General features: G+C 73.4%; 21 protein-coding genes, 1 pseudogene and 2 riboswitches. Of the genes and pseudogenes, 14 read left to right on the top strand and 8 right to left on the bottom strand.

What is annotated here, in order from left to right:
* Positions 1–117: 117 nt before the first annotated feature.
* Genes SKED_RS16890 through SKED_RS16870 form a run of 5 tightly spaced genes read right to left on the bottom strand, consistent with a single transcriptional unit; the run spans position 118 to position 6,170 of the window.
* Complete coding sequence (locus tag SKED_RS16890) at positions 118–1,224, bottom strand: ketopantoate reductase family protein (protein ID WP_012868396.1); 1,107 nt, start codon at positions 1,222–1,224, stop codon at positions 118–120.
* Positions 1,221–2,156, bottom strand: a complete 936-nt coding sequence (locus SKED_RS16885) for an SDR family NAD(P)-dependent oxidoreductase (RefSeq protein WP_012868395.1) — start codon at positions 2,154–2,156, stop codon at positions 1,221–1,223. The genes SKED_RS16890 and SKED_RS16885 overlap by 4 nt, the downstream gene beginning before the upstream one ends.
* Positions 2,153–3,055, bottom strand: a complete 903-nt coding sequence (locus tag SKED_RS16880) for a polysaccharide deacetylase family protein (RefSeq protein ID WP_217167906.1) — start codon at positions 3,053–3,055, stop codon at positions 2,153–2,155. The genes SKED_RS16885 and SKED_RS16880 overlap by 4 nt, the downstream gene beginning before the upstream one ends.
* Entirely contained in the window at positions 3,052–4,485 is a 1,434-nt protein-coding gene (locus tag SKED_RS16875) for a M20/M25/M40 family metallo-hydrolase (RefSeq protein WP_012868393.1), read from the bottom strand. Before SKED_RS16875 ends, SKED_RS16880 begins: the two co-directional genes overlap by 4 nt.
* Entirely contained in the window at positions 4,482–6,170 is a 1,689-nt protein-coding gene (locus SKED_RS16870; RefSeq protein WP_012868392.1) for an ABC transporter substrate-binding protein, read from the bottom strand. The genes SKED_RS16875 and SKED_RS16870 overlap by 4 nt, the downstream gene beginning before the upstream one ends.
* 569 nt (positions 6,171–6,739) lie before the next feature.
* On the opposite strand from SKED_RS16870, the gene SKED_RS16865 reads away from it, so the two are divergent.
* The 8 genes and pseudogenes from SKED_RS16865 to SKED_RS20940 all read left to right on the top strand — a co-directional run bounded on the left by SKED_RS16865 (position 6,740) and on the right by SKED_RS20940 (position 15,001).
* Positions 6,740–7,666 carry a LysR family transcriptional regulator gene (locus tag SKED_RS16865; protein WP_012868391.1) on the top strand — a complete coding sequence of 309 codons (927 nt, stop codon included), beginning with the start codon at positions 6,740–6,742 and terminating at the stop codon, positions 7,664–7,666.
* A gap of 135 nt (positions 7,667–7,801) precedes the next feature.
* Positions 7,802–7,914: riboswitch (SAM riboswitch) on the top strand.
* Positions 7,915–8,057: 143 nt separating this feature from the next.
* Positions 8,058–9,008: an ABC transporter permease gene (locus tag SKED_RS16860; protein ID WP_012868390.1), complete on the top strand. Its 951-nt coding sequence runs from the start codon at positions 8,058–8,060 to the stop codon at positions 9,006–9,008.
* 11 nt (positions 9,009–9,019) lie between these two features.
* A complete protein-coding gene (locus SKED_RS16855; RefSeq protein ID WP_012868389.1) occupies positions 9,020–9,994 on the top strand; it encodes an ABC transporter permease in 975 nt (324 codons plus the stop codon).
* Positions 9,991–11,976, top strand: coding sequence for a dipeptide ABC transporter ATP-binding protein (locus tag SKED_RS16850; protein ID WP_012868388.1), 1,986 nt, complete (start codon positions 9,991–9,993; stop codon positions 11,974–11,976). Before SKED_RS16855 ends, SKED_RS16850 begins: the two co-directional genes overlap by 4 nt.
* Positions 11,973–12,509 carry a rhodanese-like domain-containing protein gene (locus tag SKED_RS16845; protein WP_012868387.1) on the top strand — a complete coding sequence of 179 codons (537 nt, stop codon included), beginning with the start codon at positions 11,973–11,975 and terminating at the stop codon, positions 12,507–12,509. The genes SKED_RS16850 and SKED_RS16845 overlap by 4 nt, the downstream gene beginning before the upstream one ends.
* 180 nt (positions 12,510–12,689) lie before the next feature.
* Positions 12,690–12,887 carry a hypothetical protein gene (locus SKED_RS16840; protein WP_012868386.1) on the top strand — a complete coding sequence of 66 codons (198 nt, stop codon included), beginning with the start codon at positions 12,690–12,692 and terminating at the stop codon, positions 12,885–12,887.
* Between the two features lie 193 nt (positions 12,888–13,080).
* Positions 13,081–14,007: pseudogene (locus SKED_RS20975) on the top strand (DUF222 domain-containing protein); the annotation flags it as partial.
* A 328-nt stretch (positions 14,008–14,335) separates the two neighbouring features.
* Positions 14,336–15,001 (top strand): HNH endonuclease, encoded by a 666-nt coding sequence (locus SKED_RS20940; RefSeq protein ID WP_052293910.1) that lies wholly within the window; start codon positions 14,336–14,338, stop codon positions 14,999–15,001.
* 243 nt (positions 15,002–15,244) lie between these two features.
* Here the strand turns inward: SKED_RS20940 and SKED_RS16825 are convergent, their stop codons facing one another.
* Together SKED_RS16825 and SKED_RS19230 are read right to left on the bottom strand one after the other, a co-directional pair.
* Complete coding sequence (locus SKED_RS16825; protein ID WP_012868385.1) at positions 15,245–15,769, bottom strand: flavin reductase family protein; 525 nt, start codon at positions 15,767–15,769, stop codon at positions 15,245–15,247.
* Between the two features lie 19 nt (positions 15,770–15,788).
* Positions 15,789–15,900: riboswitch (SAM riboswitch) on the bottom strand.
* A gap of 34 nt (positions 15,901–15,934) precedes the next feature.
* Positions 15,935–18,487 carry a sigma-70 family RNA polymerase sigma factor gene (locus tag SKED_RS19230; RefSeq protein WP_012868384.1) on the bottom strand — a complete coding sequence of 851 codons (2,553 nt, stop codon included), beginning with the start codon at positions 18,485–18,487 and terminating at the stop codon, positions 15,935–15,937.
* 257 nt (positions 18,488–18,744) lie between these two features.
* Between SKED_RS19230 and SKED_RS16815 the strand changes: the two genes are divergently transcribed.
* The 3 genes from SKED_RS16815 (at position 18,745) to uxuA (ending at position 21,723) form a co-directional block, all read left to right on the top strand.
* A complete protein-coding gene (locus SKED_RS16815) occupies positions 18,745–19,614 on the top strand; it encodes a DUF1684 domain-containing protein (protein ID WP_012868383.1) in 870 nt (289 codons plus the stop codon).
* Positions 19,611–20,279: a GNAT family N-acetyltransferase gene (locus SKED_RS16810; RefSeq protein WP_012868382.1), complete on the top strand. Its 669-nt coding sequence runs from the start codon at positions 19,611–19,613 to the stop codon at positions 20,277–20,279. The genes SKED_RS16815 and SKED_RS16810 overlap by 4 nt, the downstream gene beginning before the upstream one ends.
* A gap of 265 nt (positions 20,280–20,544) precedes the next feature.
* Entirely contained in the window at positions 20,545–21,723 is a 1,179-nt protein-coding gene (uxuA, locus tag SKED_RS16805) for a mannonate dehydratase (RefSeq protein WP_012868381.1), read from the top strand.
* Positions 21,724–21,791: 68 nt separating this feature from the next.
* On the opposite strand, the gene SKED_RS16800 is transcribed toward uxuA, so the two are convergent.
* On the bottom strand, positions 21,792–22,331 hold the full coding sequence (locus tag SKED_RS16800) for a GNAT family N-acetyltransferase (protein ID WP_012868380.1): 540 nt from the start codon (positions 22,329–22,331) through the stop codon (positions 21,792–21,794).
* A 208-nt stretch (positions 22,332–22,539) separates the two neighbouring features.
* Between SKED_RS16800 and gdhA the strand changes: the two genes are divergently transcribed.
* From gdhA to SKED_RS16785, 3 genes are all read left to right on the top strand, one after another.
* Positions 22,540–23,880 (top strand): NADP-specific glutamate dehydrogenase, encoded by a 1,341-nt coding sequence (gene gdhA / locus SKED_RS16795; protein WP_012868379.1) that lies wholly within the window; start codon positions 22,540–22,542, stop codon positions 23,878–23,880.
* A 130-nt stretch (positions 23,881–24,010) separates the two neighbouring features.
* Positions 24,011–24,514 (top strand): DoxX family protein, encoded by a 504-nt coding sequence (locus tag SKED_RS16790; protein WP_012868378.1) that lies wholly within the window; start codon positions 24,011–24,013, stop codon positions 24,512–24,514.
* A 130-nt stretch (positions 24,515–24,644) separates the two neighbouring features.
* Complete coding sequence (locus tag SKED_RS16785; RefSeq protein WP_012868377.1) at positions 24,645–26,114, top strand: RNB domain-containing ribonuclease; 1,470 nt, start codon at positions 24,645–24,647, stop codon at positions 26,112–26,114.
* Positions 26,115–26,116: the final 2 nt, after the last annotated feature.

Here is a 26,116-nt window from a genome sequence, read left to right as displayed (position 1 = left end):
GTAGGGCTCGCATTCTGGTGCTGGGAGGAGGGGGAGCGGGACGGAGGGTGGTGGTCAGGTGCGTCAGGCAGGGCGTGCCAGGTCGGGCGTCCCGGGGCAGGTCTCAGGTCGTGCAGCTCAGGAGCGTGCGGCGAGCTCCGCGCGGATCTCGTCGACGGTGTGCCACCCGAACTCGCGGGTGCCGGCGGCGACCTCGTCGAGGGCCCGCGCGACGAGCGGACCCACCACCAGGTCGACGCCGACGGCCGCAGCCTGCTCGGGGTAGGCGCTGCGGTCGCCGCCGGTCTCCCGCGGGCGACGACGCACCGCGATGTCGCGGAACACCCCGCTGCGGTCCTTCGGCTGCGTCCGCAGCCAGCGCACGAGGCGGGTCAGCGCGCGCTCGCGGGCGAGGTCGGGCGCCGCGTCGGAGAAGGCGTAGGGCTCGTACGCGTCGAAGCGCTCGAGCACGACGCCCGACCGGATCGCCACCTCGGTGCTCTCCCGGGCGACCGCCGCCGCGAGGTCGCGGTACCGGTCGACGACGTCCGCGATGGGCGCGTCGACGAGGGTGGTGAGGCCGAGGATCGAGCCGAAGCCCTGCTTGCCCCAGCGGTACCCCGCGAGGTTCGCCGTCGCGACCACGTCGCCGTAGGCGCGGAGGTCCTCGGCGACCGCGAGGACGCGCGCGTCGGGCGCACCACCGTCGGGCAGGCCGACGGCCACGGCGCCCACGCCGCCGTCGCTGACGACCCCGGGGCCGAGGTAGTCGGTGAAGATGTTGACGAAGGCCCCGAGGACGCGGTGCGCCCCGACCTCCTCGGCGATGGTCTGCTCGTTGTGCCCGTTCTGGGCCGAGAGCACGAGCCCGTCGGCCGCGAGCCGCGGTGCGAGCCACGCGGCTGCCGTCGCCGTGTGCTGCGACTTGGTCGCCAGGACCGCGCGGTCGACGGTCCTCTCGGGAGCCTCGTCCGGCAGGTATGCACCCGCGACCCGCACGACGTCGTCGCGGCCGTCCGGCCGACGGATCGTCAGCCCGTGCTCGCGGATCGCCGCGACGTGCGCCGCGTCCGTGTCGATCACGGTGACCTCGTGGCCGGCACCGGCGAGGGCGTGGGCGAGCGTGCCGCCGATCGCCCCCGCGCCGACCACCGTGTACGCGGCCCGCTCGGGCCGGCCCGGGTCCAGGGCGGGTACGGGAGACCCTGCCACGACGGGTGTGGTCGGGGCTGTCGTGGTGCTCATGCGGAGACCTCCGAGAGGTGGGGAACGGTCGGTGCTGGGGCCGGCGCTGCTGCCGGTGCGCCCGACGCCGCTGCTGCTGCAGACGTCGCGGGCTGCTGGGTGCTCGTCGTCGTCGGCCAGTGCTGGGGGAGGGCTGTGGTGCCGCCCGACGCGCCACCGTCGACCGACAGCGTCGTGCCGGACACCCACCGGGCGTCCGGGCCGAGCAGGAACCGCACCGCCGAGGCGATGTCGCCCGGCTCGGCGCGGCCGGGGAGCACGTTGCGGCGCACCGCGGTCGCGTACTCCGGCGTCACCGGGTTCACCGGGGAGTCGACGTCGACGAACCCGGGCGCCACCGCGTTGACGCGGATGCCCGCGGGGCCCAGCTCCACGGCGCTCGCCTGGGTGAGGAGCGTGAGCGCCGCCTTGGACGTCGAGTAGTGCGCCGTCCCCGGCCGAGCGGCGCGCGCCGCGCCCGAGGTGATGTTGACGACCGCCGGGGTGCGACCGGCGGCCACGGCCCGCCGGCCCAGCTCCTGCGTGGCGAGCAGCACCGCACGCACGTTGACGTGCTGCACCCGGTCCCACTGCGCCGGCGTGATCTCCAGGAACGGGATCGCCGGGTACACCCCCGCCGCGTTGACCAGCGCGTCGAGCGGACGACGCTCCCAGGCCACCGCGACCGCGTCCCGCGCGAAGGACTCGTCACCGAGGTCGCCCACCAGGGCGTGCGTGGTGGCACCGGTGCGCTCGCGGACCTCGGCGAGGACCGCGTCGAGCGCGTCCTGCCGGACGTCGACCCCGGTGACCTCCCACCCGTGCGCCGCGAGGTCCGCGACGATCGCCGCGCCGATGCCGGAGCCCGCCCCGGTCACGAGGGCGTGCCCCGCAGTGCCGGTCGTGCTCGTGCTGATGTCGCTGCTCGCGATGTTCCCTCTGCTCGTGCTCATGATGTCTCCCTCACGTGGTCGGCGACCTGTGCGTGCGTCGCGAACCACACGGGCCCGGACGCGGTGATCTCGGCGAGCAGCTCGTCGAGCACCCACAGGCGCGAGCGGTGCCCGATGATCCCGGGGTGCATGGTCAGCTGGAACACCCCGCCCTCGGCGAGGGCCCCGCGGAACTCGTCCCGCCAGATGCCCAGCACCGCTGACGGCGCCGTGTGCGGGCGCAGACCCGCGTAGCGCGCCATGACGAAGTACGGCGCGTCGTCCCGGATCCACTCGACCGGCACCTCGACCACCCCCGTCGGCACGCCGTCGGCCAGCAGCTCGTAGGGGTCGTCGTCGGCCATGAGGGAGCTGTCGTACCGGAAGCCCGCCTCCTGGACGATCCGCAGCGTGCTCTCCGAGAAGTCCCACGACGGCGTCCGGATGCCCACCGGGCGGGTGCCCGACAACCGTTCGAGGACGTCGAGGCTGCGCAGCGTGAGGTCACGCTCGTCGGCCTCGCCCAGCAGGGTGTTGCGCTCGTGGATCCACCCGTGGACACCCACCTCGTGCCCGGCCGCCGCGTAGTCGCGGACCTCGCCCGGGTGCAGCAGCCCGGAGACCGCCGGCACGAAGAACGACGCCGGGACGCCGTGCCGCTCCAGCAGCCGCAGGATGCGCGGCACCGCGACACGGGCACCGTACTCGCCCGCGGCGAGACCGCCCGGCGTCGTCTGGCCCTCGCGCAGCACCGGCGTCTCGTGGTCGGCGTCGAAGGAGATGGCGACGGCGACCTTCGCCCCGCCCGGCCACGTCCCGGGGACCAGACGCCGACCGGCCCGCACCTGCTCGACGAGCCCGCGCCACACGGGCTCCTCCCACTGCCAGGGCTGCTGGTCGCCGGGCATCGGCGCGCTCATCGTCCGGCCTCGGTCGTGGCACCGACGGGAGCCAAGAACCCCGTGACGACCTCCGACAGCGCGTCGACCGTCAACCGCAGGCTCTCCACGTCCACCTGCTCGTCGTCGCCGTGGAACAACGACCGGAACCTGCCCACGTCCCAGGCGTCGCTGAACAGCGCGAAGCCGTACGCGACCCCGCCGCGCTCGCGGACGAAGCGTGCGTCGGTGCCGCCGGAGGTGAGCAGCGGCAGCACCTCGGACGAGGGGAAGCGTGCGGTGACGGCGCCGACGAGCGCGTCGTAGAGGCGCCCGTGGTCGGGGGACACCGAGGCGTCGCGGGCCGGGCCGGCGAGCACCTCGACGGGGCCGGCGGGTGCGGCGAGGTCGCCGAGGGCCGCGGCGACGGCCGCGTCGGCGTCGTCCCCGGTCTGCCCGGGGAGCAGCCGGATGTCGACGTCGACCTGGCCGCGCCCGGGGATGACGTTCCCCTTGCTCCCCGACCGCAGGACGTTGGGGGACAGCGTGAGGTGGCTGACCGCGTGGCCGAACCGCGCGCTCGTGCCGAGCTCGGGCAGCGCGTCGTCGAGGCGTTCCGGGTCGAGCAGCGCCGCCCGGGCTGCCTCGCTCAGGGGCGACGCGGCGACGAAGGCCCGCCACCGGGCGTCGAGCACGGGGCGCGTGCGGTGGCCTGCGACGCGCAGCGCGGCGTCGGCGGCGAGGAGCGCGGCGTTCGCGGCGCCCCACGGCAGCGAGCCGTGGCCGCCCCGCCCGTGCGCCACGAGCCGTCGCGGTGCCCCGCCCTTCTCGCCGACGGTGACCGTGACGTGCGAGCCGACGTGCAGCCCGCCGCTCTCGGTGAGCGCGTTCTCGGTCGGCACGAGGCCCGGGCGGTGGGTGGTGATCCAGTCCATGCCGAACCGGCTGCCGGCCTCCTCGTCGGCGACCGCCGCGAACACGAGGTCGCCAGCCAGCGGCGTGCCGGAGGTCGCGACCTCGCGGGTCACCACGGCCATGGCTGCGGTGAGGTTGAGCATGTCGAGGGCCCCGCGCCCGCGGACCACCCCGTCGACGACCTCTCCGGCGAAGGGCGCGAAGCTCCAGTTCTCCTCGTCCACGGGGACGACGTCGGTGTGGCCGATCAGGCTGAGCGGCGGTGCGTCCGGGTCGGTGCCACGGACCGTGAAGATCGCGCTGACCCGCCCCGGGTGCGGCTCGACCAGCTCGACCTCGGCCCCGCTGCCCGCGAGGAACTGCACCAGCGTGCGGGCGTTGCGGACCTCCTGACCGGAGTCCGGGGTCCCGTCGTTGACGCAGGCGTTGCGGATGAGGTCCCCGAGGAGCGAGACGACCTGCGCGGTGCGCGGGCTCGCGGACGTCGACGTGGTGGTCGTCGTCGTGGTGCGGATAGGTGTCCTCGTGCTGACGGTGCTGGTGCTGCTGCTGCTCACGGTGCCTCGATCCAGGTGTCGTAGAAGGACAGCCGCGACGACGCCTCGAACTTCAGGTCGTGGACCGTCGGGGCCGTCGCGATGACGGTGGTGAACTCCATGACCGGGATGGACAGCCCGCGCTCGAGCAGCTGCGTCTGGGCGTCGGCGAGGAGGGCGAGGCGTGCGGCGTCGTCTCCCTCGGCGGCCTGGGCGTCGAGCGGGGTGTTGACGGGGTCGTCCTCGGCGAGGCGGGCCACGTTGCGGCCGCTCGAGCCGTAGATGGTGCGGAGCACGTCGCCGTCGGCGCGGGTGAGGGAGTTCCAGCTGAAGTCGTAGTCGCCGACCTTCTGCACCTCGGGGTACTCGGCCATGGTCACCTGGCGCAGCTGGAGGTCGATGCCGGCCTTGACCAGCTGCTGCTGGACGAGCTGGAGGATCTGCTCGCTCGCGGCGAAGTTGGTGAGGTAGACGACGTCGGCCTGGAGACGCTGGCCGTCCTTGGTGCGGATCCCGTCGTCGCCGGGCTCCCAGCCCTCGGCGTCGAGGCGCTCCGTGGCGGCGTCGAGGTCGAAGGCGAGCAGGTCGCCGAGGTCGGTGTAGCCGGGGTTCGAGCTGCTCAGCGGGCTGGTCGCGGGCTTGTAGCTCGGGGTGAGGACGGTGTCGACGACCTCCTGCCGGTTGATGGCCGCGCTGATCGCGAGCCGGACCTCCTCGTCGCCGCCGACGGGTCGGTCGGTGTTGGGCACCAGGGAGAACGAGATGCCGGGGTTGGTCCGGGCGGACACGGTCTGACCGCTGGCCTTCAGCGGCTCCTCGTCCGTGGGCAGCACGTTCATGAACGCGTCGAGCTGGCCCGACTGGAGCGAGCCGGTGCGCACGCTCGGCTCGGAGACCACGGAGTACTCGATGCCGTCGAGGTAGGCCTCGCCCTCGTGCCCGGCGATGCTCGACGGCCAGGCGTAGCCCTCGCGGCGCTCGAGCGACGCGGAGCGGGCAGGCTGCCAGTCGGTGAGCGTGAACGGCCCGGAGCCGACGAACTCCCCGGCGCAGCGGTCTTCGACGGACAGCGTGGTGCTCGCGACCGAGAACAGGCCGAGCGTCATGGTCGACGTCGCCTGGAGGAACTGCGCGCTCGGCTGGGAGAACTCGACGCGCGCCGTCTGCGGGTCGACGACCACGGTCTGCACGTAGCCGTCGAGGTAGCTGGACCCCAGCGTCGACTGCGCGCCGAGCTCGGCGATGCCGTCGAGGTTGGCCTGGACGGCGGCCGCGTCGACGGGGGTGCCGTCGGCGAAGGTCGCGTCGTCGCGCAGCGTGAAGGTGAAGGTGGTGGCGTCCGGGGACACCTCCCACGACGTCGCGATCCACGGCACGATCTCGCCGGTCTCGGGGTCCTGGTCGGTGAGGGAGTCGACGAGCTGGCGGCCGACGTTGAGGGAGTCGTTGCCGCCCGCCTGCTGCGGGTCGAGGCAGGTGGGGTCGTACCCGAGCCCGAAGCGCAGCGTGCCGCCGGACTGCGGCTCGCCGGTCGCGGCAGCACCGTCGGTACCTGGGGCGGCGTTGCCGGAGGAGGCGCAGCCGGCGAGCAGCAGCGCGGAGACCGTGGCGGCGGCGAAGGCTGCCCGGTGGGGTGAGGTGGTCCGACGAGCGGGTGCTGCAGGACGAGGTGACGCTGCCTGCTGGGGCGAGGTGGTCGATGGCACGGTGGCTCCGGTTCGAGGGTGTGCGGCGGCCCCGGCACCTGCTCGGCACGCCGTCAGGGCGCGCTCGAGGTGCCGGTCGAGGCCGGGAGGGTGTGGGGTGCGGCAGCCCGCGGGGCGCAGACGGGCCGGGTCAGGGTCCGGCGCTCGGCGGGGTGGCGCTGCGAGACGCTGCGAAGCACTGCGTGCGCTCGTCGTCGACGGGGCCTGGCGGTGTGCGGGCGCTGGTCTCGGTCACGAGGTGCTCGCACGGTGCTCAGGGCTCGTCAGACGCCTGCCGACGCTCGGCGGCGTGCGGTCAGGGTCGACAGCAACAGCTGCCGGGGCGCACGGCCGGACAGCCCGCGGGCTGGGTGGGGCGGTGCGCGGCGGGGCGCAGGGCGCTCCGCCGGGACGGCTCGAGGGAGCGCGGTCCGTTCTCGGTCAGGATGGCTCTGCGTCGCACGGTGCACCTCCTCGGGTGGCGTCGGTGGTCTGACGGCGACCGCGTCCGGGTCACCTGGTGGGACCGTAGCCCGGATCCTGAGAAGAAGTCCATCTATCCAGACTTCACGTCAGCGTAAGATCTTCTTATGTATGACGTGAAGCGCCTGTCGCTGCTCCAGGACCTCTCGATGCTCGGCACCCTCTCCGCCGTGGCCGAGGTCAACGGCGTGACCGCCTCCGCCGTCTCCCAGCAGCTCAAGACGCTCGAGGACGAGGCTGGCGTCGACCTGCTCGTCCGCGACGGCCGACGCGTCCGCCTCACCTCCGCGGGCGACCTCCTCGTCGAGCACGCCGCCGAGGTGCTGGCCGCCCTCGAACGGGCCCGCGGGGCCGTCGCGGCGCTCCAGGACGAGGTCGCCGGCGAGGTCACGGTGGCCGCGTACCCCAGCATCCTCGCGCCCGTGGGCAGCCGGCTGGCCGTCGCGGTCCGCGAGCGCCACCCCGGTGTCACCGTCCGGCTCGCGGAGACCGACGCGAGCCGCGCGATGCCCGCCGTGATCCGTCGCGAGATCGACGCCGCCCTCGTCCTGCGGTACCCGGACGACGGCGACGCGGTCGTCCCGGGAGTCCGGACGCGCCGCCTCTTCGACGAGCAGTTCGTGGCGATCGTGCCCGAGGCCCTCGGGGGCGTCGTGCTGCACGGCGGGCTCGGCGTGCTGGGTCGCGACCGGTGGATCATCGGTGCGCCGACCCTGCCGTGCACCCGCTCGATCCTGTCCGCATGCCGGACGGCTGGCTTCACCCCGGACGTCCAGCACGAGGGCATCGGGTACCTCGCGGCCATCCAGCTCGTCGGGGCGGGCCTCGGCGTGGCCGTCGTCCCCGAGCTCTCCGCCCAGGTGCTTCCCGACGGCGTGGTCGCCGTCCCGTGCGATGTGCCGCGCCGCCAGGTGGCCCTCGCGTACCGCGACGGCGCCCAGGGGCACCCGGTCACGCACGCCCTGCTCGACGTCGCCGTCGAGGTCGGCCGCAGGCTCCGGACCCGGCCGCTGTTCGCCGGCGCCGCGGGCTGACGGGCTGCGCCAGGGCACAGGCCTACGGGACGGGGATCTGTTCACAGGGGTTCACACAGCGTCGCCGGCCCCGTCTCCTCGCAGCGTGGACACCGCCTTGACCGGCCCGGTGGGGCGTGCCTAGGGTGTCGCCCAGGTCACGAGACCTCGCCCATGGCCCGGCAGGCGAGGCAGCAACCCCCAGATGGCAGCGGGGTGCTCCCGGGTATCGACCAGGCCGTCAGGACCCCCGACGGCAAGTGCCCCGACCACCCGACCGCGCGCAGCGCCGGTCGTGCACGCACCCCGTACCTCGGCGTCCCTCACGCACCCCGCCCGGCCTCGTCGCCGGCCTGGCGGGTGCCGTCCGGACGTGGAGCGGTGCGCGGTGCGTCCGAGAGGAGTCCCCCTCGTGCGTGCCTATCTGCTGCGCCGTGCGCTCCAGGCCGTCTTCGTGCTCTGGGCCGCGTTCACCGCGACCTTCGCGATCCTGTACATGCTGCCGAGCAACCCCGTCGCGATCATGCTCGACGCCGGCGGCGAGGGGACGCAGGTCGACCCCGAGAAGGTCGCCGAGCTCACCGCCCGCTACGGCTTCGACAAGCCCGTGTGGGAGCAGTACCTCACGCGGCTGTGGGCGGCAGTGCGCGGTGACTTCGGGTCGTCGATCCAGACCGGCCAGCCGGTCACCGGCTCGATCCTCGACGCCCTGCCCGAGACGCTCAAGCTCGCCTCGATCGGTCTCGTCCTCGCCGTGGTGATCGGGGGGTCGCTCGCGCTGCTCGCGACCTGGACGCAGGCCCGCTGGCTCCGCCAGGCGCTCCTCGCGCTGCCGCCGCTCGGTGTCTCCGTCCCCACGTTCTGGGTCGGGCTCGTGCTGCTCCAGGTCGTCTCGTTCCAGTGGGCGCTGCTGCCGGCCATGGGCAACGTCGGCTGGCAGACCCTCGTGCTCCCCAGCCTCACCCTCGCGATCCCGACCTCGGCGGTGATCGCACAGGTCCTCGCCAAGAGCCTCTCGGCCACCTGGGACCAGCCCTTCGTCGAGACCGCCCGCGCCAAGGGGACACCGCGGCTGCACATCCACCTGCGCGACGTGCTGCGCAACGCGGCGATCCCGACGCTCACCCTCGTCGGCATCACCGTCGGCAACCTGCTCGCGGGGTCGGTCGTGGTCGAGACCGTGTTCTCGCGCAACGGGATCGGCCGCCTCACGCAGCAGGCCGTGACCTTCCAGGACATCCCCGTCGTGCAGGGCCTCGTGGTCCTCTCGGCCGTCATCTTCGTCGTGGTCAACCTCGCGGTCGACCTCGTCTACCCCGCCCTCGACCCCCGCATCAGCCAGCGCACCCGCGCGGCTGCCTGAGAGGACGCACCATGTCAGACCTGACGATCACCGTCCGCGGTGCTTCGACCGGCCCAGCCGACGGGGTCTCGTCCTCCGACGGGCTCGACCACGCGCTCGCCGAGGCCGCCGGAGAGCTCCACGACACCGACGCGTGGGCCGTGCCCTCGCGCACCGAGCGCCTGCGCCGTCGCGCCCTGTGGCTCGTGCGCCGCCCGGGCCTCGTGCTCGCAGTCCTCGCCATCGCGCTCGCGCTCGCCTGGGCCTTCTGGCCCGCGGCCTTCGCGCCCTACAGCCCGACGGAGGGCGTCCCGGCCGACAAGCTGCAGGGGCCGAGCGCCCAGTACTGGTTCGGGACCGACTACCTCGGGCGCGACCTGTTCTCCCGCGTCGTGCACGGCTCTGCGCTGTCCCTGAAGGCCACCTCGATCGCCGTGGCCATCGCGCTCGTGGCCGGGTCGGGCATCGGTCTGGTGGCCGGGTTCGTCGGCGGGGTCGTCGACGACGTGCTCATGCGCGTGGTCGACGTGCTGCTCGCCGTCCCCGGCCTGCTGCTCTCGCTCGCCGTGGTCACCGTGCTCGGCTTCGGCACCACCAACGTCGCCATCGCCGTCGGGGTTGCGGCCATCGCCTCGTTCGCGCGCGTCATGCGCGCCGAGGTGCTGCGGGTCCGCGAGTCCGTGTTCGTCGAGGCCGCAGCGGCCTCGGGCGTCGGACGCCTGACGATCCTGCGCCGCCACGTGCTGCCCAACTCCTCGGGCCCCGTGCTCGTGCTGTCGGCCCTGGAGTTCGGCTCCGCGATCCTCGCGGTGTCCGCACTGAGCTTCCTCGGCTTCGGTGCGGCCCCGCCCGCCCCCGAGTGGGGGTCCCTCGTGTCCGAGGGGCGCAACTACCTCGCCACCTCGTGGTGGCTCACCACGCTGCCCGGGCTCGTCGTCGTGGCCGTGGTGCTCTCGGCCAACCGGGTCAGCCGGGCCCTCGACGGAGAATGGAGCGACCTGCGATGAGCAGCACGAAGAGCCCCAGCGGCTCGACCCAGGACACCGCGACCGGGTCGCCGGTGACCGACGGGCGGTCCGGCGCGACCAGGTCACCCGTGACCACCCGGTCGGCTGCGACCCAGACCGGCAAGACCCGTGACCAGCCGGCGCGCTCCGGGCCGCTCCTCGTCGTCGAGGGCCTCGAGGTCGCGTACCGCACGCGTCGCGGCACCGTCCCGGCGGTCCGCGGCGTCGACCTGCACGTCGACGCCGGCGAGGTCGTGGCCGTCGTCGGCGAGTCCGGCTCGGGCAAGACCACCACCGCGCAGGCGATCATCGGGCTGCTGCCGCGCGGCGGCGTGCGGACCGCCGGGCGCATCGTGCTCGGCGGGACCGACATCAGCGCGTGGGGCGACAAGGAGCTCGAGCAGGTCCGCGGTGCCCGCCTCGGCCTCGTGCCGCAGGACCCGACCGTCTCCCTCAACCCGGTCCGGCGCATCGGCGACCAGGTGGCGGACGTGCTCGTCGTCCACTCCGGGCTCGCCCGCCGGGCCACGGGGGAGCGGGTCGTCGAGATCCTCGAGCAGGCCGGGCTGCGCGACCCCGAGGCGGTCGCCCGCCAGTACCCGCACCAGCTGTCCGGCGGCATGCGCCAACGGGTGCTCATCGGCATCGCGCTCGCCTGCCGGCCCGAGCTGGTCATCGCCGACGAGCCCACCTCTGCCCTCGACGTCACCGTGCAGCGCGCGGTCCTCGACCACCTCGGGTCCCTGACCGCCGAGCTCGGCACCGCCGTGCTGCTCGTCACCCACGACCTCGGCGTCGCCGCCGAGCGGGCCCAGCGCGTCGTCGTCATGAACAAGGGGAGGGTGGTCGAGGAGGGCAGCGCCCGGCAGATCCTCGAAGACCCGCAGGACCCGTACACGAAGGCGCTCGTCGCCGCGGCGCCGTCGCTCTCGCCGAGCAGGCTGCGGCCGCGGGCGCTGGTGGGGTCGGCAGCGTCGGCTCCTGCAGCGGCGTCGACCCCGCTGGCTGGGCCGGTCTCGGCTGCCTCGCCGACCGACGGGGCGAGCGGCCCGGGTGCCTCCGCCGTCTCGCTCGAGCCGGTCGTCGAGGTGCGCGACCTCGTCAAGGAGTTCTCCGTGCCGCAGCACGGTGGCGGCAAGAAGACCCTGCGGGCGGTCGACGGCGTGTCCTTCTCGGTCCCGCGCGGCGAGACCTTCGCGATCGTCGGCGAGTCCGGGTCGGGGAAGTCCACCACCGCGCGTCTCGTGCTGCGCCTCGCCGACCCGACCTCCGGCTCCGTGCACGTCGACGGCCAGGACATCACCCGGGTGCGCGGCCGACGCCTGCGTCGTCTCCGCGAGCACCTGCAGCTCGTCTACCAGAACCCCTACGCGTCGCTCGACCCGCGGTTCACCATCGCGCAGGTGCTCACCGAGCCGCTCGAGGCGTTTCGCGTCGGCGACCGGGCGTCGCGCGCGCGGCGCGCCGCGGAGCTGCTCGACCAGGTGGCGCTGCCGACGTCGGCGCTCCACCGGCACCCCGCCGAGCTCTCGGGCGGACAGCGCCAGCGCGTCGCGATCGCCCGGGCGCTCGCCCTGCACCCGCAGGTGGTCGTCCTCGACGAGCCGGTGTCGGCCCTCGACGTCTCCGTCCAGGCACAGATCCTCCAGCTGCTCGTCGACCTGCAGCACGACCTCGGGCTCAGCTACCTGTTCATCTCGCACGACCTCGCGGTCGTGCGGCAGATCTCCGACCGCGTCGGCGTGATGTCGCGGGGCAGGCTCGTCGAGAGCGGCACGACCGAGCAGATCTTCGCTGACCCCCAGCACGAGTACACGCAGGCGCTGCTCGAGGCGATCCCTGGTCGCGTCGAGGCTGTCGCCGGTCGCGACGGGGTGTCCCCGCTCGCGACGGGGAGCGGCGCGACCGCGCGTCTGTGCAGGGAGCCTGACTCTCCGCGACCCATCTCAGCCAGTCATCACCACCGAGAGGACTCATCATGACCAGCACGACGAGCTCGTCCAGCACGACCACCGACCCGGCAGACGCTGCGCAGACCGCGGCTGACCAGGCTGAGCCTGCTCAGCCGTCTCTCGCCCAGACGCCTGTCCCCGCGGCACCTGCGCCCTCCGACGAGGAGGCGCTCGCCGCGGCGCGCTCCCTGGCACCGCTCGTGAGCCCCCAGGACGCCGCCGGCCACCTGGCCTCAGGTGGGCTGCTGCTCGACGTCCGCAGCGCAGCCGGGCGCGCGACCACCGGCTCGATCGACGGCGCCCGGATCACCGACCGTGCCGACCTGGGGCCGGAGCTCGACCCGACCGCCAGCCCGAGCGTGCTCGCCGCAGCCGGTGCCGCGGCAGGTGACGGCCCGCGCCTCCCGGTCTCGCTCGACACCCCGATCGTCGTGGTGTGCGGCTCCGAGCGCGGTTCCGGCCCGGTGGCGGCCGAGCTCATCGCCCGCGGCTACACCGATGTCCGCCAGGTCGACGGCGGCGCGCCCGGCTGGGCTGCGGCAGGGCTGCCGCTGACGCGGTGAGGGGGGCGGGTGCAGCGGATAGGGCGAGGTTCCGGACGCGGAGGGGCGTGCAGCGTCGGAGGCGGTCAGGGGCCCGCCGCTCTGCACAGCCCTCCGCACGCCCTTCCGCAGGCACCGGGAGAGGCGTAGCGCCGGATCTCATCCTGTCGGGGCGAGATGTCCCGTTGCTAGCCTCTGAGGATGACGAACCAGCCTGAGACTGTCGCTGCCGACCGGACTCGCCTGCTCACGGGGGTCGCGGTGGCCCTGCTCGTCGTGGGTGTCGCGCTGTTCATGGTCGGGCGGCCCTACCTGGCGATCATCGGGTCGGTCGCGAACCTCGCCGGGGTGCTGATCCTTCTCGACGTCTGGGTCCGCAGGCGGCTCCTGCAGCGATGAGCGCGGTCGGCCCGGACGAGGATGCAGTGGCCTGGTGCCTGGTGCCTGGTGCCTGGTGAATCGGAGTGAGCCGATGCGGCAGAGCCGGCCTCCTCGGCCTCGTCGGCCTGGTCGGCTCGGCCGTCCGATGGTGGGACGGGCAGGCCGCGCGTAGCTCAGCGTGAGTGTCAGTGGTGATCCGTAGAATTGCCACATGTCGACCGAACGGCGGAAACCTGACGAAGCGCACGGCGTTGGCCCTGCTGTGCGGTCGTCCGCCGGTGCCGCCTCCCCTTCTTCCCCTTCTGCGCTCTCCCCCGCAGTGCCGTCGGGCGTCGTGCCGTCGGATGCTGTGCCGTCGGGCGTCGTGCCGTCGGATGTCGTGCCGTCGGGCGTCCTGCCACCGCCGTCGCCGGCATCCGTCGTGGAGCCACCGTCGCCGTCACCGTCACCTGAGGGTGGGTGGCCTGAGGTGCTGGAGCCGATGACGGTCGCGCAGATGAACCACCGTCAGGGCGAGCTGGTCGACGCGGTCGTGGCAGGGTTCGCCGAGGTTGCTGCTGCCCAGGCGCGGTGCGCCCGGCGCGTGGACGACCTGCGCCGCTGGTCGGTGGCTGCCACCGACGCCGTGGCACGTGGCCGGGGTGAGGAGGCGGCGTCCCTGACCGACCACCGGCTGGCTGAGCGGTGGTTGGTCTCCGAGGTCGCCTGCGCGCTGCAACTGCCCGAGGGGTCGGCGTCGGCGCTGGTCGCGGAGTCCCAGGCCTTGGTCCACGAGCACCCCGCCACCATGGCCGCACTGAGCCAGGGGCAGGTGTCGTACCGGCATGCCGAGGCCGTCCTGGGTGCCACGGTGGGCCTGGACGAGACCTCCCGCCGAGAGCTGGACCTGCTGCTGTCCGACAGGGCGCGCACCACCACCGTCGCAGTCCTCAAACGGGTCGCGCGCCGCGAGCGGGAGCGCCGTGACTCCCGCCCGTTGGTCGAGCGTCACCAGGTCGCAGCCGTCGAGCGCCACGTAGAGCTCCAACCCTGCCAGGACGGCATGGCATGGCTGCACCAGTACCTGCCCGCAGTCCAGGCCACAGCCATCTTCAACCGCCTCACCGACATCGCGACGGCGGTCGCCAGGCCCCGACGAGCCCCGCACCCTGGCCCAGCTGCGCGCCGACGCCAGCGTCGACCTGCTCCTCGACGACGACGCCCGCCAGGCCCTGGCGACCGCCACCGCCGCTGTCACGAGCACGGGCGCCGGCACGCGTACGAACGGAACCACCGGCGCGGCCACGGTCTCGGGCACGAGCGGAACCACCGGTGCGGCCGCGCACAGCAGCCTCGACCGACACGCACCGCAGGCTGGCGCCGACACGAACGAGACCACGGGCGAGCCCAGCCGGTCGATCGCGGGTGTCGCCGACCGCATCTCCCTCGGTGGCATCAAGCCCCAGGTCGCCGTCACCATCCCCGTCATGACGCTCCTCGGCCACTCCGAGGAGCCCGGCGATCTCGCAGGCCACGGACCCATCGACGCACACACCGCCCGACGCCTCGCAGCCCAGGCACCGAGCTTCCTGCGGATCTTGACCCACCCCGAGACCGGGACAGTCCTCTCCGTCGGACGAGACCGCTACGCAGTCCCCGCAGACCTCAAGTCCTGGCTGCGCATCCGCGACGAGACCTGCCGGTTCCCCGGATGCTCACGCAGAGCCCAACGCTGCGACATCGACCACGTCAAGGACTGGGCCCACGGCGGAACCACCGACCACCACAACCTCATCCACCTGTGCCGCAACCACCACCGCCTCAAGCACACCACTGCCTGGACCGTCAGCACCGGACCGCCGGTCGACGACCACGGACCACCCGGGAGGTCGTCGACAGATCCGCCCTCGAGGCAGTCGACCAACGCACCCGACGGGCCCACATCACGCCCAGGCTCACGACATCGCGCTCCAGCGCACGACGAGGCTGCCTTCACCGGCGACGTCGTGCACTGGACCGCGCCCTCGGGTCGCACCTACATCGACCACGCCGCACGAGCGATGGCTCGTCGACATGAGGTCGAGCTGTCGGCGTGCGCCGCGGCGTCTGAGGACGGAGACCAGTCTCAGTTCCCCGACGAACCACCGTTCTGACACGATCTGTCGGCTGGTCCGCCGTCGCGTCCGATGCTCGATCGGTCCGTCCGATGCTCGATCGGCCCGGCCGGTGCCTCGAGCCGGAGACCTCATTCGGGCCTGAGCAGGAGATCCGAGCGAGCCGTGAGCGTGGGACCCAAGAGAGCCCTGAGCGTGAGACTCGGCTTCTGACCATGAGACCCGAGGGCGAGCCGTGAGCAGGAGGTTTCACAGGGAGACCCGAGCGACTCTCCCACGCTCTCAGATCGCCGTGTGGTCGCCGATACGGTGGTACGTGCGGTCGTGGAACACGAGCGGCGTGGCGTCCGGGCGGGTGCTGGACTCGATGGCGCGGATCGACACGAGGAAGCTCTCGCCGACGGGGGTGCGCTCCAGCACACGACCGCGCAGCCAGGTGACCGCACCGTCGATCACGGCCTCGCCGCTCGGCAGCTCGGTCCAGCCGCCCCCGGCGAAGCGGTCGATGCCGCTCGTCGCGAAGCGCGCCGAGACGTCGTCCTGGTCCTGCGCCAAGAAGCTCACCGCGACGGTCTCGGCGGCAGCGAGCGCCGCCCACGACGACGACGTCCCGGCGATCGAGAACGCGAGCAGCGGCGGCGCCGCAGACACGGAGATGACCGACGTCGCGGTGAACCCCACGTGGCCCTGGGGCCCGCGCAGGGTCACGACGGCGACCCCGGCCGGGTGCTGGCGGAAGACGGTCTTGAACTCGTCAGGGGAGAGGTGCGTGTCGAGGTCGGCGATGCGCTCGTCCTGGATGGTCATGTGCTGTCCTTCGGTGGTCCGTCGTGGCTTGCCGACCCGGAGGGGCCGGCCAGGTCATCTCCCGGAGCACCCCGCCGTGACATGGGGGTTGCTGTCCGACCAGCCGGGGCTTCGCGTCGGTTCTCGTGACCTTGAGTGACCGGTATAGCAAGGGCGCCCGACCTGTCAGCGGGTTTCCCCGAACGTCTCACCATGTGGTTCCGATGGCGTTGGTGCAGGCGCTGCCTCGGACCCAGGACTGACCTCAGGTGCGGGCGCGGACTTCTGCGGGTCGGCCGACGATCCCGTCGGGATGTCGTCCAAGCCCTCCCGGGCTACGGCTCCTGCCGTCGCTCCGTCAGCTGTCGCCTCGTCGGGCGGCGCGAGACCAGCCGCTCCTGGTGCACCACCAGTCGCCTCGCCTGCTGCTTTCTCGCCGCCCTCTGCTTCCCCGACCCCTGTCTCGCCGACTGTCGCCTCGCCGACCAGGGCGGTGTCGTCCGCGGAGACGTCTCCTGCGTTCCCGTCCCCAGGCTGCCGCGGCGCCGCCGCGTCTCCCGCCGGCTCCTCCTCGGGTGGCACCGCACCCGGCGGGGCGGGCTGCGGCTCGACCTCCACGGTCGACGTGCGGTTCGGACCGAAGCCCGTGACGCGCACAGCGTCGCCCGTCCCGGTCACCGTCACGTACCTGACGCTCAGCGCGTGCGCGCCGGGGGTGGCGCCGCTCCACACGAGCGGGGTGGACTGGGGCATGAGGTGGTAGCGGCCCGTCGGAACACCGTCGATGCTCACCTGGACGTACTGCCCGGCGGCTCCCTCCAGCAGGACCGAGACGTCCCCGGCCACCACCGGCCCGGCCTCGGCGGGCACGGAGAGCGTCGGCCTCTCGAAGTCCCACTCCAGCGCGTCCGACACCTCGGAGGACAGGCCGGTGCTCTCGTCGAGGGCGTGCGCCTGGACCACGAGCGTCGCGACGTCTGCCAGGCAGGCGCCGGGTGCTGCCGTGACGTCCGGGCACACCGGTGTCGACCACGCCCCCGCGTCGTCGGCGACCGCGGTCGTCAACGACGCACCGTCGCCCGTGGTGAGCACGACGGTGACCCCGGGGTCCGCGACCCCGGAGACCGTCGGGAAGGTCGTCAGCGGCACACCAGCGGGCGGGCCGGTGAGCGTCGGCACAGCGGGCCCTGTCACGTCGGGCACCTCGGTCGTGGGGTCGGTCGGCTCCGACGGGCCCGTCGGGTCCGTCGGCTCGGAGGGAGCAGTCGGATCCGTCGGAGCGGCCGGTTCGTAGGGCTCGTAGGGCGCGAGCGGCGGCAGGGTCGGGAGCGCGGGGACGGCCGCCGGCTCCTGCGGCTCGGGAGTCGACGGGGGATCAGGGATCTCGCGCCAGGGTCTCGTGGGGGCGACCGGTGGCACCTCGACCGTCGGGGAGTCCTCCGGGTCGCCGACCGGTTCCTCGACGGTCCCCTCCTCGGACGGCACCGCGCCGACCGGTGGGGACGCCGGAGACGACGTCGTGCTCGGGGGCGCCGGCGGTGCCCCCGCAGCGACCTCGGACCCGCCGGCCAGGTTCGACGCGAGCACCACGGCACCGGAGACCGTCGCCAGCCCGGCGACCACCATCACGGCCAGGGCACCGGAGCCGACACGTCGAGAGGTCGCGCCGGCGCTCCGGCCGTGCGCACGGACGGGGCTGGCGGCCGTGGGGGACGAGCCGACGGACGACGAGGCCGCGCCTGAGCCCGCAGCAGCGCCTGAGTCCATAGCGGCGTCAGAGCCCACAGCAGCACCCGCGCCCACGGCAGTGCCGGACCCGACGGCAGGACCAGCACCCGCGGCAGTCATCGTCTGGAACGCAGCCCACGGCATCCCGACGAGCAGCGGCACGAGCACGAGCCCGAGGCGCTTGGACACCTCGTCGACCTCACCGAGGACGATCGTGCACCGGGCGCACCCGTCGACGTGCTCGTCGAAGCGTGCCCGGGCGGTCCCGCTGAGCGCGCCGCGGTGGGCGTCGCCCATCCGCTCGGCGGACCACCGGCACCCTGCGGGCAGGGACGTCGAGCTCACGTGGGCCTGCAGCCAGGCGCGTCGCAGACCTTCGCGCGCCCGGTACGCGAGGGCGGACACGGCGCTCGGGCTGAGGGCGAGCATCGGCGCGATATCGGCAGGCTCCAGGCCTTCGACCTCGGAGTACCAGAGGACCTCCTGCCAGCGTGCGGGCAGCGACCGGAACGCCGTCGCGGTGACGGTGCCCTCGAGGACCGTCTCGGAGATGTCGGTGCCGTCGCTGAGGTCAGGCATCAGGTCGACGCTGTCGTCGCGGGGTCGCGCCGCCCAGGTGGCTGCGATGTTCCGGATCGACTGGTACAGGTACGGCCGGAACGGCCCGTCGGGCCCCTTGCCGCGGCTCACCGCGGAGTAGATCCGCAGGTAGGCCTCCTGAACCAGGTCGTCAGGGTCGCTCGCACGGGTGATGCCCACGGCCGCCCTGCGGCCGGCGTCGGCGTGCCGACGCCACAGCACGTCGAAGGGGTCGAGGGCGGAGGTGTCTGAGGCGGCGTGCGCACGGGCACGGGCGACGAGCTCCTCGTCGCTCAGACGGTCGAGGGTGCGGCCCGCCGGCAGTCCCAGACCACCCCGGAGCCGGCCTCTCGCGCTGCGCCCGGGCGCGCCGGACCCACCCGCCACCCCGCCTGGGGGCTGCCGGTCGGTCTGTCCACGTCCCTGGTCCACGTCGTCTCTTCTCGTCGTCTCGACGCCTGTCCCTCCCTATCACAGCCCTCACGGGCGGGCACAGGTCCCTGCAGGAGTCATGACCGGCTCCGCCGCGTCCCATGACGTCTGCGGGCGCAGCCTCAGCGGGTGAAGTCCGCGCCTGGTGGGACCCGGTCGCCGCGGTGACGTGCGACGGCGGCACGACGCGCCTCGCTGTGCTCAGTCCCACACTCTGGACGGGCTCCCGGCGCAGCACGGGCGAGGAGAATGGTGGGATGACGACGAGCAGCACCCCCGCAGCAGAGCCCGTGAGCGCCACCGGCGCCACGAGCGCTGCAACCACCGCGACCGCCCGTGACCAGTGGGTCGCATGGCGCGCCGAGCGCGACGCAGGCCTGGCCGAGCACCACGGCTGGCTGACCCTGACCGCGCTGCACCTGCTGACCGACGTCCCGACCGCCTACGACCAGCTCCCGGGCCTGTGGTGGGCCGAAGGCTCGCGCATCCACGTCCGCGTCGTCGCGGCCGACGGCCTGCGCCCGGCCGACACGAGCGCCGACCGCCCCGCAGCGGACGAGCCGCTCGACGGCGAGCACAGCGTCGACGTCGCGACCGTCGGGTCGACCATCGCCGCGATCGTCCCGGGGGACGTGGCCGTCGAGGCCGGCGTCCGCTCCGGTCGACCGATCCTGCGGGTCCGTGACCCCCGCGCGCCCATGGCCACCGGCTTCACGGGTGTCCCGACCTTCGACTTCGACCCCTCGTGGTCCGTCGAGGCCCCGGTCCGCTGGTACGACAAGCCGGTCCCGGCGGTCGTCGGTGCCGCCCAGCCCGGCTTCACGCACGACGTCACGGTCAACGGCGAGGTCGACCTGGTCCGCGACGGCCAGAGCGTCACGCTGCGCCTCGTCGGCAGCGCGCCCGGCAGCGGCACCCTCTCCTTCACCGACACCTCGCCGGACACGCCAGGGTGGCGGTCGCTGACCGTCGACACCGCAGGCCGGGCTGAGGGCACGGTCGTGCTCGACCTCAACCGCGCCTACGACATGCCGTGCGCCTTCAGCGACTTCGGCACCTGCCCGCAGCCCGTCGACGGCAACGACGTGCCCTTCGCCGTCACCGCAGGGGAGTGTCGCGTCCGATGAGCACCGACAGCGCCGTCGTCCCCGGCCACCTCGACGGGCAGCAGACCAGCACTGCCGCCCAGCACGGCCCTGCAGGACAGCACGGCTCTGCAGGACCGCACGGCTTCGAGGTCCGTTCTGTCCACATGACCGACCCGCTGGTCCGCCCGCTGCTCGACGACCTCGAGCGCACCTACCTGCGGCTCTACGCGTCGCTCCTCGGCGAGGAGGTGCTGCGCGAGGAGATGGCGCACTACGCCCCTGAGGAGTTCGTGGCTCCCGACGGCGACTTCGTCCTCGTCCTCGACGACGGCGTCCCCGTCGCGGGCGGCGCGTTCCGCCTGTCAGTCGAGCCCGAGCTCGGCGACCCGTCGCTCTCGCGGTACCCCGACGCGCAGCGCGGCACCGACGGCCGCACGGTCGCCGCGACGGCCGAGCTCAAGCGCATCTGGACGCACGCCGACCACCGTCGCCGCGGCCTCGCCCGCATCGTGCTCGCCGAGCTCGAGGACCGCGCAGCCGCTGCCGGTTACGGCCGCATCTACCTCACGACCGGGTCGCGCCAGCCCGAGGCCGCCGCGCTGTACCTGCGCACCGGGTACACGGCGCTCTACGACACCGACGCCGCATGGACCGACGCCGACGGGCCGCTCGCCTTCGAGAAGTGGATGCTGCCGCCGGTCTGAGGTGCCCGGCGCGGGCGGGCCTCGGGTACCTCCGGTGGACGTCGACGCTGGGCCCGATGCCAGCGCCCGTAGGATCGTGCTCTGCACCTCGCCGCCGACGACGACCTGCGGCCGCCTGGTCACCAGGTCAGCGACGCCGTGCAGGGACCGCGACCACTGCCCAGCGACGACGCCGACGCCCCGCGGGCACCGACCGAAGGACCCGACGATGACGTCTCGAACCCCACAGCCCGCCGCCCGCCGCGCGATCAGGACGGTCTGACCCGTGGAGCACACCTGGCGCTGGTTCGGCCCCTCCGACCCCATCACCCTCGACGAGATCCGGCAGACCGACGCGACCGGGATCGTCACGGCCTTGCACGACATCCCCAACGGTCAGGTCTGGCCGGTCGAGGCGATCCGTGAGCGGCGCGAGACCATCGAGCGCGCCGGTCTGGTGTGGTCGGTGGTCGAGAGCGTCCCGGTCCACGACGACATCAAGCGCGGCGGGCCGCTGCGCGACGAGGCCGTCGCCGCGTACCAGCAGACGCTGCGCAACCTCGCCGAGTGCGGCCTCGACGTCGTCTGCTACAACTTCATGCCGGTCCTGGACTGGACGCGCACCGACCTGCGGTTCCGGCTGCCCAACGGCGGGTACGCGCTGCGCTTCGACGTGGACGCCGCGACGGCCTTCGACGTGCACGTCCTCGAGCGGCCCGGGGCCGCGGCCGACTACACGGCTGACGAGCTGGCGCGTGCCCGGCGGTTCGCGGACTCGCTCGACGACGAGGCCCGGGCCAGCCTGACCGCCACGATCATCGCCGGGCTCCCCGGGTCTGAGGAGCACCACACCCTCGACACCTTCCGTGACGCGCTCGCCGGGTACGCGCACGTGGACCCGGCGACGCTGCGCGCCAACCTCGCCTCGTTCCTGCGTGACGTGGTGCCGGTCGCCGAGGAGGTCGGCGTGCGCCTGGCCATCCACCCGGACGACCCGCCGCGGTCGCTGTTCGGCCTGCCACGCGTGGTGTCGTCGGCGAGCGACGCCCGGGCCGTGGTCGGCGCGTGCCCGTCGCCGTCGAACGGCCTCACCCTGTGCATCGGCTCGTACGGGTCGAGCGCGGACAACGACGTCGTCGAGCTGACCCGCGAGCTCGCCGAGCACGTGTACTTCGTGCACCTGCGCTCGGTCGAGCTCGACGACGACGGCGCGAGCTTCGTCGAGGCCGCGCACATCGACGGCGACGCCGACATGGTCGCGGTGATCAGCCTGCTGGTCGCCGAGGAACGGCGACGAGCGCGCGAGGGCGGGCCGCGCATGCCCATGCGGCCCGACCACGGCCACGAGCTGCTCGACGACGCCACCCGGCGCACCAACCCCGGCTACTCGCTGGTCGGGCGGCTCAAGGGCCTCGCGCAGCTGCGCGGCGTCGAGATGGCGGTCAGGGCGCTGACCGAGGGCTGAGGGCTGGGGTTCCAGGGCGGGGCAGGGCCTGTGCCACCGGAGCCAGTGGCTGCCTCAGCCGCTGGTCCTCACCCGACAGTCTTGCGGAGGATCTCCATCTGGAGGTCGTCGCGCTGGGGGAGGCCGAAGCGCTCGTCGCCGTAGGGGAAGGCGCGGTGCTCCCCGCTGCGGACGTAGCCGCGGCGCTCGTAGAAGGCGAGCAGCTCGGTGCGGGCGTCGAGCACGGTCATCTCGACGGTGCTCACAGCCCACTCGTCGACCACCAGGCGCTCCGCCTCGGCGAGCACCTGCTTGCCCAGGCCCTGCCCCTGGCCGGCGGGGCGGACGCAGAACATGCCGAGGTACGCGGTTGACGGCGCGGTGCGACGCACGTGCACGCATCCGTCGACCGGGTGCGGCGACCCGTCGGTGTGCGCGGTGACCACGATGCTGTCGGGCGCACGGAGGTCGGCCAGCAGCAGGTCGGCGTCGATCCGCTGCCCCTCGAGGAGGTGGGCCTCGGTGGTCCAGCCCTGCCGGCTGGACTCGCCGCGGTACGCGGAGGTGACGAGGGAGAGCAGGTCGGGGACGTCGGCCTCGGTGGCTCGGCGGAAGGTCAGCGGCAGCACGCAGGAGACCTTACTCCCGCGGGCGCCTCGTGCTCGCGGTCGACCGTCCGGCGGCTCAGGTCCGGTGTGCAGACCGGCTCCTCGGGTGCTCCGGTCCACCGGTCGAAAGGCCCGGCTGGGCGCCTGCGAGCTGGGGGTACTCTGGCGGCGCCACGTGGCACAGACGTACCAGAAGCAGCCGCGTCCCGCGCTCGACGGAGGAGAACTGATGATCGACGGACAGCTCGCGCCCGTGCTCGACGAGGTGCTGCGACGCAACCCCGGCGAGGCCGAGTTCCACCAGGCGGTGCGCGAGGTCTTCGAGTCGCTCGCACCGGTCCTGGCCAAGAACCCGCAGTACGCCGACGCCGCGGTCCTCGAGCGCATCTGCGAGCCCGAGCGTCAGATCATCTTCCGGGTGCCGTGGGTCGACGACGCCAACCGCGTGCAGATCAACCGCGGCTTCCGCGTCGAGTTCAACTCCGCCCTCGGCCCCTTCAAGGGCGGCCTGCGGTTCCACCCCTCGGTGTACCTGGGCATCGTCAAGTTCCTCGGCTTCGAGCAGGTGTTCAAGAACTCCCTCACCGGCATGCCCATCGGCGGCGGCAAGGGCGGGTCCGACTTCGACCCGCGCGGCCGCTCGGACGGCGAGATCATGCGGTTCTGCCAGTCCTTCATGACCGAGCTGTACCGGCACATCGGCGAGTACACGGACGTGCCCGCCGGTGACATCGGCGTCGGCGGCCGCGAGATCGGCTACCTCTTCGGCCAGTACAAGCGCATCACCAACCGCTACGAGTCCGGCGTGCTCACCGGCAAGGGCATCAGCTGGGGCGGGTCGCTCGTGCGCACCGAGGCCACCGGCTACGGCACCGTGATGTTCGCCCGCGAGATGCTCAAGACGCGTGGCCTCGAGCTCGAGGGTCAGCGCGTGGTGGTGTCCGGCTCCGGCAACGTCGCGATCTACGCCATCCAGAAGGCCCAGCAGCTCGGCGCGACGGTCGTCGCCTTCTCCGACTCCTCGGGCTACGTGGTCGACGAGGCCGGGGTCGACCTCGACCTGCTGCGCCAGATCAAGGAGGTCGAGCGCGGGCGCGTCGACCTCTACGAAGAGCGTCGCGGGTCGGCGAAGTTCGTCGCGGGCGGCAGCATCTGGGACGTCCCCGCGACGGTCGCGCTGCCCTGCGCGACGCAGAACGAGCTCGACGAGTCTGCCGCGCGCACGCTCCTGACCAACGGTGTGATCGCGGTCGCCGAGGGCGCCAACATGCCCGCGACGCCCGAGGCCGTCGCCGCCTTCCAGGAGGCCGGGACGCTCTTCGCCCCCGGCAAGGCTGCGAACGCCGGCGGCGTCGCGACGTCCGCGCTCGAGATGCAGCAGAACGCGAGCCGCGACTCGTGGACCTTCGAGCACACCGAGGCCCGCCTCGAGGGCATCATGACCGGCATCCACGACCGCTGCGCCGAGACCGCCGACGCCTACGACCGTCCCGGCAACTACGTGGCCGGCGCCAACATCGCGGGCTTCACCAAGGTCGCCGACGCGATGATCGCCCTCGGGGTCGTCTGAGGTCGGGCTGGACGTCGGTCGAACCGCATCCCGTCGACCTCCCAGGTTGCGGCAAGGGCCGCTTGGTACCGTGCAAAAGGTTGCCTAAGCAACCTTTGATGCACGCGCCCCCCCCGACGGAAGGACTCCGATGTCTTCGAGCCACCCCGCCCAGCACAGCAGCACACCACCCCGCACGGACCCGACCGCTGCCGGCCCTCGGTCTGCCCTCGTCTCCTCGTCGCCCGCGGCGACGTCGGCCGGGCTTGCGCTGCTCCGCGTCGTGCTGGCGGTCGTGATGATCGCGCACGGAGCGCAGAAGGTCTTCACCTTCACCCTCGACGGCACGGCGTCGTCCTTCGCCGACATGGGAGTCCCTGCGGCGGGCGTCGCCGGGCCCGCCCTCGCCGTCTTCGAGCTCGTGGGCGGGGTCGTGCTGCTCCTCGGGCTCGGGACCCGCCTCGTCGCCGCGCTCAACGCCGCAGCCATGGTCGGTGCGCTGGTGATCGTCCACCTCGAGGCCGGGTTCTTCGCCGCCGACGGCGGGTACGAGCTCGTCCTCGTCCTGGCTGCCGCGTCGGCCGCGCTCGTCCTCACAGGCCCCGGCGCCTGGTCGGTCGACGCGCTCGTCGCCCGCCGCTCGTCCCGCAGGTAGCACTCAGCGCGGGGCCCGGGTTCAGGCCGTCGTGGTCTGCACCCGGGGCCTGCTGCGTCGAGGCGCACCGTAGGCGGGGCGTCAGGACGTCCGCCCAGCGCTCGCGTCCTCCGCGTCGTACAGTCTGTGAGTGCCGTCACGTCACATCCGGCTGGACCTCCCGGCGTCGACCGTCCCTGAGCGGGTACGGGTCGCCTTCGCACGGCTGCGCTCCGAGCTGTCGATCCCGGACGACTTCCCGCCCGAGGTGCTCGACGAGGCGGCGAGCAGCGTCCACCGCGACGAGCACGCCGGCACGCGCCTCGACCTGCGCGACCTGCCCTTCGTCACCATCGACCCACCGGGCTCCAAAGACCTCGACCAAGCCGTCCACCTGAGCCGCAGCGACGACGGCGGGTACGTGGTCGACTACGCCATCGCCGACGTCGGGCGCGTGGTGGTCCCCGGCGGCGCGGTCGACACCGAGGCGCACCTGCGCGGCGTGACCTTCTACGCACCCGACGGCCGCACACCCCTGCACCCGCCCGTCCTCTCCGAGGACGGCGCGAGTCTGCTGCCCGGCGTCGACCGGGCCGCAGCAGCATGGCGCGTGGTCCTCGACGACCGCGGCGAGATCGTCGACGTCGCCGTGCGTCGCGCCCTCGTCCGCTCCCGGGCGCAGCTGACGTACACCGAGGTGCAGGACGCCCTCGACGCCGGGACAGCCGACGAGAACCTCGTCCTGCTGCGCGAGGTCGGCGCGCTGCGCGAGGCGCGAGAGCGCGACCGCGGCGGCGTGTCCATCGACGTGCCCGAGCAGAACGTCACCCTCCACGAGGACGGGACCTACAGCATCGAGCTCCGCTCGGTCCTGCCCGCCGAGGGGTGGAACGCGCAGGTCTCGCTGCTCACCGGGATCGCCGCTGCGTCGCTCATGCGGGCCGGCGAGATCGGGATCCTGCGGACCCTGCCGGCCAGCGACCCGCGCGACGTCGAGCGCCTGCGCAGGACCGCGCTGGCCGTCGGGATCGACTGGCCCGTCGAGGTGCCGTACGCGGAGCTGCTGAGCACCCTCGACTCGAAGGTCCCGCAGGACGCGGCCTTCCTCAACGAGGCCACGTCGCTGTTCCGCGGCGCCGGCTACCTCGCCTTCACCGGTCCTGTGCCCGAGGGCTCCGAGCACGCGGCGATCGCCGCGGAGTACAGCCACGTGACCGCCCCGCTGCGGCGCCTCGTCGACCGGTACACCACCGAGATCTGCCTCGCGCTGTCCGCGGGGGAGGGCGCGGCCGGTGTGCCGAGCTGGGTCACCGACGCCTTCGCGGACCTCCCCAAGACCATGGCGCGCTCGGGCCAGCGGGCCTCGTCCTTCGAGCGGGCCGGCGTCGACATCGTCGAGGCCGCGCTGCTCACCGGCCGTGTCGGCGAGACGTTCCGCGGCGTCGTCGTCGACGTCGACGGCAAGGACCCGCGCAAGGGCGTCGTCGTGGTCGACGACCCGGCCGTCCGGGGTACTCTCACCAGCGGCTCCCACGACCTCCCGCTCGGGGAGCCCGTCGCGGTCGAGCTGACCGAGGTGTCGATCGAGAGCAGGAAGATCCGGTTCTCCTACGGAGGGTGACC

It is taken from the genome of Sanguibacter keddieii DSM 10542, assembly GCF_000024925.1.
Taxonomy (GTDB): domain Bacteria; phylum Actinomycetota; class Actinomycetes; order Actinomycetales; family Cellulomonadaceae; genus Sanguibacter; species Sanguibacter keddieii.
The sequence above is the reverse complement of the archived record's forward strand: the minus strand, read 5'-3'. Positions and strand labels throughout refer to the sequence as shown.

Excerpts from the sequence above, each read along its gene's own strand:
- SKED_RS16890 (WP_012868396.1), bottom strand. The coding sequence starts at position 1,224 with ATGAGCACCACGACAGCCCCGACCACACCCGTCGTGGCAGGGTCTCCC.
- SKED_RS16885 (WP_012868395.1), bottom strand. The coding sequence starts at position 2,156 with ATGAGCACGAGCAGAGGGAACATCGCGAGCAGCGACATCAGCACGAGC.
- SKED_RS16880 (WP_217167906.1), bottom strand. The coding sequence starts at position 3,055 with ATGAGCGCGCCGATGCCCGGCGACCAGCAGCCCTGGCAGTGGGAGGAG.
- SKED_RS16865 (WP_012868391.1), top strand. The coding sequence starts at position 6,740 with ATGTATGACGTGAAGCGCCTGTCGCTGCTCCAGGACCTCTCGATGCTC.
- SKED_RS16855 (WP_012868389.1), top strand. The coding sequence starts at position 9,020 with ATGTCAGACCTGACGATCACCGTCCGCGGTGCTTCGACCGGCCCAGCC.
- SKED_RS16850 (WP_012868388.1), top strand. The coding sequence starts at position 9,991 with ATGAGCAGCACGAAGAGCCCCAGCGGCTCGACCCAGGACACCGCGACC.
- SKED_RS16845 (WP_012868387.1), top strand. The coding sequence starts at position 11,973 with ATGACCAGCACGACGAGCTCGTCCAGCACGACCACCGACCCGGCAGAC.
- SKED_RS16840 (WP_012868386.1), top strand. The coding sequence starts at position 12,690 with ATGACGAACCAGCCTGAGACTGTCGCTGCCGACCGGACTCGCCTGCTC.
- SKED_RS20940 (WP_052293910.1), top strand. The coding sequence starts at position 14,336 with ATGACGCTCCTCGGCCACTCCGAGGAGCCCGGCGATCTCGCAGGCCAC.
- SKED_RS16825 (WP_012868385.1), bottom strand. The coding sequence starts at position 15,769 with ATGACCATCCAGGACGAGCGCATCGCCGACCTCGACACGCACCTCTCC.
- SKED_RS16815 (WP_012868383.1), top strand. The coding sequence starts at position 18,745 with ATGACGACGAGCAGCACCCCCGCAGCAGAGCCCGTGAGCGCCACCGGC.
- SKED_RS16810 (WP_012868382.1), top strand. The coding sequence starts at position 19,611 with ATGAGCACCGACAGCGCCGTCGTCCCCGGCCACCTCGACGGGCAGCAG.
- gdhA (WP_012868379.1), top strand. The coding sequence starts at position 22,540 with ATGATCGACGGACAGCTCGCGCCCGTGCTCGACGAGGTGCTGCGACGC.
- SKED_RS16790 (WP_012868378.1), top strand. The coding sequence starts at position 24,011 with ATGTCTTCGAGCCACCCCGCCCAGCACAGCAGCACACCACCCCGCACG.